This is a genomic window from Methanosarcina sp. A14 (assembly GCF_001729375.1).
GTDB lineage: Archaea > Halobacteriota > Methanosarcinia > Methanosarcinales > Methanosarcinaceae > Methanosarcina > Methanosarcina barkeri.
Window position 1 is genome coordinate 1 of sequence record NZ_LZPK01000106.1, and the last position, 8,814, is coordinate 8,814.

Here is an 8,814-nt window from a genome sequence, read left to right on the forward strand (position 1 = left end):
TGTTTCAAGAACGTCCAGCGCATATTTGCTTTTCAATTCCTTAAACAACAGTTCTATGTCCCATCTTGCTCCATATAGGTTTGCAATGTCTTTTGCATTCAAAATATCTTTCTGAATATTTGTGATATAAATATGGTACTTTTCATCCTCGTCATTATAGACTGCAACAAGACGTACAATCATCTCGTCCTGTTTTTGCTTGCCTTTGTATGCTCTTCTTTTAAACTTTATTACTATGGGAGCGCAGAGGGTCACGAATACCCTGACCTTTAGGTCGGGGATGAAGTGAACCCTCGCTGGCTATTTTATATTCGCATAACTGTTTCAATCATCATTTCTTTGTAAAATAAAGTTTTTTTTGGCACCATAACCACAGGTGGTGCCAGCCACCTATGGCTAGGATGTGATACAATGTTGGAACTACGTAGTTTTAGCCATGGCTATGGTCAGATTACCTACCACATCGTGTTGGTACCTAAATATCGATACAGTATATTCTACAACAAGCGGATTAAAAAGGATTGCGAGTTGATTCTCAACAGTATTTGCATGGAAAAAGGCTACAAAATTCATGCAATGGAAGTTGTAGATGATCATGTTCACTTGTTTCTAGAGTTTCATCCAAGTACTTCTCTATCAAAGGTAATTCAATACTTGAAAGGAGGAAGTTCTTACAGACTTTTCAAGCTTCATCCTGAAATGAGACACCAGTATTGGAGTGGAAGTCTATGGTCAAGTGGAAAGTTCTATCGATCTATTGGGAATGTAACTGCTGACACAATCAAGCATTATATTAAGGAATCGCAGGGAAAAACGAAAACAGAAGCTCAATCATAGAGGTTAAAATAATCCAGGAAACGTAGAATTAATGAGTTCTAAGTACCAAAATAACCGGGCGGGCGGCCCGAAGCATACCCCATCCTTTAGGGTGGGGTGGCCGCACGCAATTTGATTTTCATAATTACCATTACTTAATGGCGTTAACATATATACATAACGACAGTAGTCCAATTTGGCATGAAAGTACGGAACAAGTTCCAATCCACCAGTAGACTATTATGTTTCATTATTGTCAGTAATAATCGGCCAGCTTCTAAAGGATGGGGTAGCCGCCCGCAATTTTATTTTTAAGATTATAGCTGTAGGATTGTTTCAAAATGGATATATAAGGTCGATTATAATATATTAGTAATTTAATAAAAATATAATAATAAATTAATAACAGATCATAAAATCGATAGCTACAACAGGATTGATTACTGTGGCAAAAGTGGCAAGAGAAGTTGTAGAGAAGGCTGGAGTTGACATTGAAAAACTGCTAGAACTTTTGATCAAAAATGCTTCTGCCGAACTCACAACTTACTACTACTATACCATATTGAGGTTTAATTTAATTGGCCTGGAAGGAGAAGGAATAAAAGAGATTGCTGAAACGGCCCGAGTCGAAGACAGGAACCACTTTGAAGCTCTTATACCCAGGATTTACGAACTGGGTGGAAAACTTCTCAGAAACATGAATGACTTCCACGATATTTCCGCTTGCTCACCGGCGTATCTCCCGGAAGATCCGACAGACGTGCAGGCAATGCTGCAAGTACTTGTTAACGCAGAAAGGTGTGCAGTACGCGGATATACCGAAATCTGCAATATGACTGCCGGCAAAGACCACCGTACCTACGGTCTCAGGCGATCCTTAACGAAGAAATCGAGCACGAGTCATGGTTCTCCGAATTCCTTGGAGAAGGACCTTCCGGACATTTCTTGCGCAGAGGAGACACTTCTCCTTTTGTCTCAAAGTTTTTGAGATAATATAGGTTTTTAGATGACGATCAGTAGATGGTAATATAGATGAAAAAAGGATAAAGAGCCTTAATTTAATTAGAGATCCCCTTTATTTTTAGAGAATCACTTACATTTTTAGAAAATTATTTCCCTTTTTAGAAGAAAATTATTAGTTTTGATCTAGTTTCAAAGCAGTGTTACAATGACTAAAATTTCTGCTCTTCGTCGTCTCTCAAAAATCCCCTTGCCTCACATAAGGATAACTCCATAAAGTCACCTGCAGTGTTATTGCCTTAAACCAGGCCTGATACATCTTTTCCACTCCCTCGGAAGTGTGCCCTTTCTTTGCAAGAAAAGGTTTAATTGTTGCTGTTATCGGGTAAATAAAAGCGACAAGATAGCGATAGTTTATGTTTGGAACAGATTCTACATTGTCGGTCCGTTTCTTCTTGGTCCGGTGATGTCGCAGACCTATAGTCACGAGGATAAATAATGCAACTACTCAATAAGGTACAATGAGTTTTTGTTGCAATAATTGTAGGCGTGACTATATCTCATATTGATAATCCAGCCAGGCCTGGTCGTAGTTGCGGTTGCATGTATCAAGAATCCACTTGGAAAAACGTTTTCTTACAGCAGCAAGATATTCTTCGTTGGGAATTCCGTCTGGACTGGTGAAATAATAGAGTAGATGCGGATGTGAACCCACAAATCCATACCAGGTGTCAATAATCTCCTCAACCTGGTCTTCCAGCACTTCTCCTGCTTTCTTGAGGTATTTCTCATCCTCTTCTGTAAACATCACAGCCTCTTTTAATAGTTTCAGATCCTCCAGGTTAAGAGGAGACATATTTTCTGTCTTTCCGTAGGTGTAACCCTGAATTTTTTCTATGGACATTAATTTTAACCCCCCAATTATCAATTAGCTCAATTATCAATTAGTCCAATTATCAATTAGCCCAATTATCAATTAGTCCAATTATCAATTTATTATTTCCTTTAAAAATGGAATTGAGGACATTCTATTTATTATATTGATTTCTTATAATAATTCGGAATATAAATATTTCAATTCCCGAATCCATGAAATGTCTTTCTTGCTGAAATTACTGCAAATCTTCCTTTTCCATGCCCTTTTTCCGGAAGTTCAACAGATTCGATTTTCTCAGGCTTTTTAAAAAGAGTCTGGCAGATCTCGAGATTTTCAAACCCAATTTCTAAAAGATAAGTTAAGACTTCTGTTGCAGAAAGAAAATGTGCCTCTGCGGAAAATTTGCTTTCTTTTTTCTCCGACTCAATGCAGCGTCCCTGAGGGCTGTCCCTATCAAGTATTCCAACTATAATTTGTCCGCCTGGTTTCAATACCCTCAGAGCTTCCTTGAGTGCCTGGTTCGGATTTTTAAAAAAAGAAAGTGCAGTAACGATTAAAACAAGATCAAGTTTCTCTCTTTTAAAGGGCAGAAACTCCGCAACACCAAGCAAGACTTCCAGTCTTCGTTGCTTTGCAAGCATTGCCATAGCTCTTGCCGGTTCAAGTCCGAGTCCAATCCCAAGAGCCGAAGCGAATCTGCCTGTACCAGCTCCAATTTCGAGAGCTTTCAATTTCTCCGGATTTTCGGGAAGAACAGATCTCAGGGCAAGAAGCTCGGATTCGTATGCAGGTTTATATTTCTCGTACCAGGCGTCATATTTCTCTGAATGCCTGTCAAATCTCTCCCATAACCCCATTAAACCCCACTCCCGTCACTGACTCATGTTTTTCTTTGATTCTTTAAGTTCCCTTAATCTTTTTCCCCTTCAGAATTTCTCATCTTTTTCTATACAGGAAAACCGCAAGCAAACCAAAAATTCCATAAATCAATTCAAAGCCAGGTAAACTCTCAATTTTATTCTGCCAGACAGGTTCTTGAGTCTCTTGTCCTTCAAGAACGACTATTATATAATTTTTGGAAGCAGTCCCGTTTTCGTTACTTGCAGTAAGATTAACGGTATAGGTTCCAGGCTCTGTGAAGATATGAACCGGATTTTCGTCCGTCGAATCAATGTTTCCGTCGCTTTCAAAGTCCCAGTTTATTTCGGTTTCATTTTTTGAAAGATCGGTAAACTTGACTGAAAGAGGAGGATGACCACTAGTTGCATTGGTACTGAAATTTGCAACAGGAAGAATAGGCTTCTTTACTTTAGCGGCTACAAGAGGTCGGCGATCGACGTAATCACTGTTTTCAAGCCTGTATACCTTATCAGCAATACCATCCCCATCTGCATCAGGCGTGACTTCCGAGGGACCCGTTCCATTGGGTTGTGCCCAGTAGTTTCCTGCAAGATAAGGTCCGCCGACAATGTTAGTGCCTGGAGTTTTTTCTATATAGTATATATTATCGGTTCCATTATTAGGTACGGCATTGACAGTATTATTGAAGTAGTTATTAAGGACGCTATTCTTGTCACTTTTGGGACAGACAAAAAGCCCAAAAACCTCATTTGAAGTAATAGTATTGCTTGAGATCTTATTGTTATCCGAATTGCCCAGGTAGATGCCTCTACCGTTATCAGAAGCATTATTTTCTGAGATAGTATTATCTACTCCAGTTGAAAGCACGATTCCGTAATCTTTGTTTTCCGAGAGCGTATTATTTGAGATTACATTCCCCTCAGAATTTGGAACATAGAATCCGTACCTGTTTTTTGAAGCTCGGTTTCCGGATATCGTATTGTAATTGGACTGCTCAGTGACAACTCCCTTATCACCTTTTCCAATCAGGTTATCAAGAACTGAATTATAATCCGAATTCTTCAGATGTACTCCAATAGTATTATTCAGCAATCTACTATTCTCAATGGTGCAGTTTTTGCACTTATACATATAGACCCCTGCATGGTCTTTATTTGCCTCCATTATTTTAAACCCGCTAATCGTAACTTTATTTGCCTGTATATTGAAAACATCTAAAGCCGGGTCTTTAGCCATTATTATCGTATCTGCAGGATTTTCTGACTCGGATTTAATTACCAAGTTATGTACGGTTACATTGATGTTCTCGGTATAGGTTCCAGGCTTTACAATTACCACATCGCCTGAAGCCGCATTGTTTACAGCAGACTGTATAGACTCTCCTGATTTGACAAAGATTTCATTCGCAGTTCCAATACCAGAGCTTAATATCAGGATAAAAAAAACTAACAATAAAGTAATTAATTTACTTATTCTAATCCCTCCATCCACTCAAAAAAAGCAATAAAATTTTCTAATTAAATTTGCTTTAAGTGGCTGATAAGTCACAGATAATATTCCATGTAGATGCTCTTGTTATCTAAGGTGAGTTCTCTTGTGATCTAAAAAGTTCTCTTGTTATCTAAAGTAAGGCCTTTTACAACAGCGTATAGAATCGCTTTACTTTATCCTTGTGTAAAAAATATGCAGGAACCCACATGCGTTTATGCATACAATTTGCTTTATCTTTATAGAATATTTCATCCAAATTGCCAGAGCAGGTGGAATAATGTATAAAGTAATATAAATATGCTGGGTTTAGTCGAGACGAATTAAAAATAAATATACAATGTTAGTGTATGGCTAAACTTGCTGATATTATATGATAAATAACAAAAGCTGGAGAACAGGATGAAGATATTAAACTCAACCTTTCCTTGAAATCAAATTGCGTGCGACCACCCTAACCTGAAAAATCTGTCCGATAATTATTGTTAGTAATAAAAAAGTGCTATAAAAAAGCAAATAAAAAGAGTATAATAAAAAATAAAGAAATAATAAGAGTAAACTAGTAAAATAGAAAAATGGAGAAAAAAAGAGTAAAATAGAAAAATGGAGAAAAAAAGAGTAAAATAGAAAAATGGAGAAAAAAAGAGTCTAAAGGAAAATGGAGAAATAAGGAGGAGTAAAAAGAAGAATTTTGACCCTTATTTCTCTTTATTTAGTTGTCCTTTTATTTTTTTCTCTGCAGGAATACCATAACAAGGCAAGCTACTACATAGAGCGCTTCAAATCCAGGTATGCTTGTGGTTTTATTCTTTCCCGGTTCCTGTTCGGTTTTCTGTTCGGGTTCTGTCTCCGATGCTGTACTGTTCTTCTCAAGTTTTGAAGTATTGGTTGAAGGCTTTGCTTCAGCTACTTTTTCTTTTTCGACTGCTTTTCCTGTTATTGCAAAGAACGAAAAGCCCGGTGTTTCTGCCGTGAAGTACAGGTACTTATTATCTTCTTTTAATAATTTCACGGGAATTTGTGACCATTTCTTGTCATTGTACCTGTTTAGAGTAATCGAGCTCTGGTCGATCTTCTTATCCTGCAGCCAGGATTTTTCAACCTTGAAACACACCACAGGATTTTCAATGTTATTTGAGTTAGCAAATCCGCCGTTTCCGACCCAGAGGTTGAAGTACTTATAGACCTCGCCCGAATCCAGGACTGAAACCAGAGTGGATTTTGTTTTGAGCTGTTCGGCAATGGTTGTGATCTTGCCTGCAGTCCTCTTTGCATCAAAGCTCACATATACAACACAGGTTGCGTTCTTTGCAAAATCAAACATTACAGGCTTTCCGTTTGTAACCCCTGTCTGGGAAAGTTCCTTGACTTGAACGTTAGTTTGAGGTTCAGGCGAACCACCACCACCGCCACCGCTGCTGTGATGGCTGCCTCCACTACTTGAGCTACTTTCTTCCATAACAGTTATCGTAGCAGTTTTTGATTTCGTGCCATTTGCATTTGTTGCAGTTAAGTTAACAGTATAGGTTCCTGCTGCGGAGTAAGTGTGTACTGGATTCTGCTCTGTTGAGTTAGCTCCGTCTCCAAAGTCCCAGTACCATTCATTTGCATTTTGCGAGAGATCATTAAAGAGAACTGTAAGGGGATAATATCCACTTGTCTTATTTACTGTAAAGTCTGCTACAGGAAGAATATTTTTTTCCAGAACGGTTATATCTGCATTTTTTGATTTCGTGCCGTTTGCATTGGTTACTGTTAGATTAACAGTATAGGTTCCTACTGCATAGAAAATATGCACCGGGTTCTGAGCAGTTGAATTATTTCCATCTCCGAAGTCCCAGAACCAAGAGATTGCGTTTTGTGAAGTGTCAGTGAACTGGACTGTCAGAGGAGAAGGACCACTGCTAATGTTAGTTGAAAAGTTTGCCTCAGGAAACACCGGTGCTTCTACAACTACAAGCGGGAGATAGTCTGTGACGTTGGCTGTGGAAAATATCTCTTCAGTAATGCCGTCATTGTCATTATCTGCTCTGGTTTGAGAATGTCCTTCTCCATTAGGCGTTCCCCAGAAGTTTCCTCCTATGTATGGCCCACCGGTAATACTCATGCCCGCGGTTTTAGTCGTATTCCAGTTATTTGAAGCGTTTCTAACCCTTGTATTATATGTGCTGTTGAAGTAATTATTAAAAACGTGGTTACCATTACTAGCGGCGCACATAGCAATACTATAATTTCGAGCACTAGTTATAGTATTGCTAGAGATCTCATTACTATCTGAAGAGTTCAAAAAAATTCCAAAACTGTTGTTATAAGCCCTATTTCTTGAAAGGGTGTTGCTGTTGGAAAGTGAGAAGGTTATCCCTTCAGTGATAGTATCCGAGAGCGTATTGTTAGAAATTTTGTTTCCGCTTGAGCTCATGATGTAGATGCCTTTATTATCGCGCGAAGCTACATTGTTGAGCAGGAAATTATTGCCGGAATTTACCAGATAAATCCCATAATTAGTATTTGAATTTACAGTGTTACCGGTAAGGTTGTTATTACTGCCAGCGTTTTCAAGCTGAATGCCTTGAAGATTCAAATTCACAATATTGCCTGAAAGGATATTTCCACTGGCTGAAGACTGTAAATATATTCCTTTGCTGTTTTGATATACAATATTATTGGCTAGGTAATTGTTACTGGAATTTGCAAGCCCGATGCCATTATTGGAATTCATCCTGGCAGTATTGTTGATAAGGTTATTGCTACTGCCAGCGTTATCTAAAATTATGCCGCTTTCTGAATTTGAATTTGCCAGATTTCCCGAAAGCGTGTTTTCGCTGGATTTTAAGGTCAGGTAAATGCCTTTTTTATTTCCAGAAGCGTTATTGCTGGTAAGGTTGTTGTTGTTGGAATATCGCATGGCTATTCCATATTCGCCATCCGAAACGGTATTGCCTTGAAGATTGTTATTGTGAGAATTATTCAGGAAAATGTTATGAGTGCTTGAACCTATAGTATCATTAAAAACCCTGTTTTCCGAGATATTATTTTCGTCAGAAAATACCAGGTTGATACCATTTGTACTGTTGAAAATTGTGTTGTTTATCAGAATGTTGTTATTTGAATTTGCCAGATAGATACTGAAATTCTGATTCGAATGTATTACATTATTTATTAAAGTGCTGCCTGTTGAGCCTTCCAGGCCTATACCATGTTTTCCTCCAGAAATATTAAACCCTTTAATTGTTATGCGATCTCCATTATGAATTTGGACTACGTATTTAGATGAGTCGGTCGCAACAATTTTTGTATCCTTAGGGCTACCGGAAGAAGACCTGATTACTAGGTCACTTATACCTATGTAGATATTTTCATTATAAGTTCCGGGTGCGACGATAATCTCATCGTTTGCACCTGCACTGTTCACTGCGTCCTGTATAGACTCACCTGAACTAACGTGAACCTCAGCCGCTGCCCCAATAATTGAACTTAACGTTAATATTAAAAAGGTTAGTAATAAAAACTTTATTTTGTTTATGCCAAATCCCTCCATACAAGTAAAATAAGTTTAAAATACAACTTTCATAAATTAATTAGAAACTAATTGCAAGTACAATATAAATATATCGGTTTTGATTAGTATAATTATAGAGAGATATTAAAATAGAAAAACTATAAAATGATGCCATGACTTACCGTAATTTTCTCATAATTTCTACCCTTTGCCCTTTTATACCCCAATATTCATTCCTAAGTATATTAAGCCGAGAATAAGTTAACACTGACGACATCTTGCGATTTCCCATCCGAGAATCTCAAATTAGCTT

Annotated in this window: 5 protein-coding genes and 2 pseudogenes; 2 read left to right on the plus strand and 5 right to left on the minus strand. The window is 37.9% G+C overall.

Features of this window, described 5'->3' with window-relative positions:
* Positions 1-243: pseudogene (locus tag A9239_RS05750) on the minus strand (transposase); the annotation flags it as partial.
* A 168-nt stretch (positions 244-411) separates the two neighbouring features.
* Here A9239_RS05750 and tnpA point away from each other — a divergent pair.
* Both tnpA and A9239_RS05760 read left to right on the plus strand, forming a co-directional pair.
* Positions 412-837 (plus strand): IS200/IS605 family transposase, encoded by a 426-nt coding sequence (tnpA, locus tag A9239_RS05755; protein WP_048117421.1) that lies wholly within the window; start codon positions 412-414, stop codon positions 835-837.
* Between the two features lie 424 nt (positions 838-1,261).
* A complete protein-coding gene (locus A9239_RS05760) occupies positions 1,262-1,804 on the plus strand; it encodes a ferritin-like domain-containing protein (protein WP_230629147.1) in 543 nt (180 codons plus the stop codon).
* A gap of 210 nt (positions 1,805-2,014) precedes the next feature.
* Here A9239_RS05760 and A9239_RS20865 read toward each other — a convergent pair.
* The 4 genes and pseudogenes from A9239_RS20865 to A9239_RS05780 form a co-directional block, all read right to left on the minus strand.
* Positions 2,015-2,680: pseudogene (locus A9239_RS20865) on the minus strand (protoglobin domain-containing protein).
* 170 nt (positions 2,681-2,850) lie between these two features.
* Positions 2,851-3,510, minus strand: coding sequence for a class I SAM-dependent methyltransferase (locus A9239_RS05770; protein WP_048117424.1), 660 nt, complete (start codon positions 3,508-3,510; stop codon positions 2,851-2,853).
* A 79-nt stretch (positions 3,511-3,589) separates the two neighbouring features.
* Entirely contained in the window at positions 3,590-4,966 is a 1,377-nt protein-coding gene (locus A9239_RS05775; RefSeq protein WP_230668813.1) for a NosD domain-containing protein, read from the minus strand.
* A gap of 760 nt (positions 4,967-5,726) precedes the next feature.
* A complete protein-coding gene (locus A9239_RS05780) occupies positions 5,727-8,414 on the minus strand; it encodes a NosD domain-containing protein (protein ID WP_230668811.1) in 2,688 nt (895 codons plus the stop codon).
* Positions 8,415-8,814 lie beyond the last annotated feature (400 nt).

Coding starts and splice junctions, on each gene's coding strand:
- tnpA (WP_048117421.1), top strand. CDS start 412: ATGTTGGAACTACGTAGTTTTAGCCATGGCTATGGTCAGATTACCTAC.
- A9239_RS05770 (WP_048117424.1), bottom strand. CDS start 3,510: ATGGGGTTATGGGAGAGATTTGACAGGCATTCAGAGAAATATGACGCC.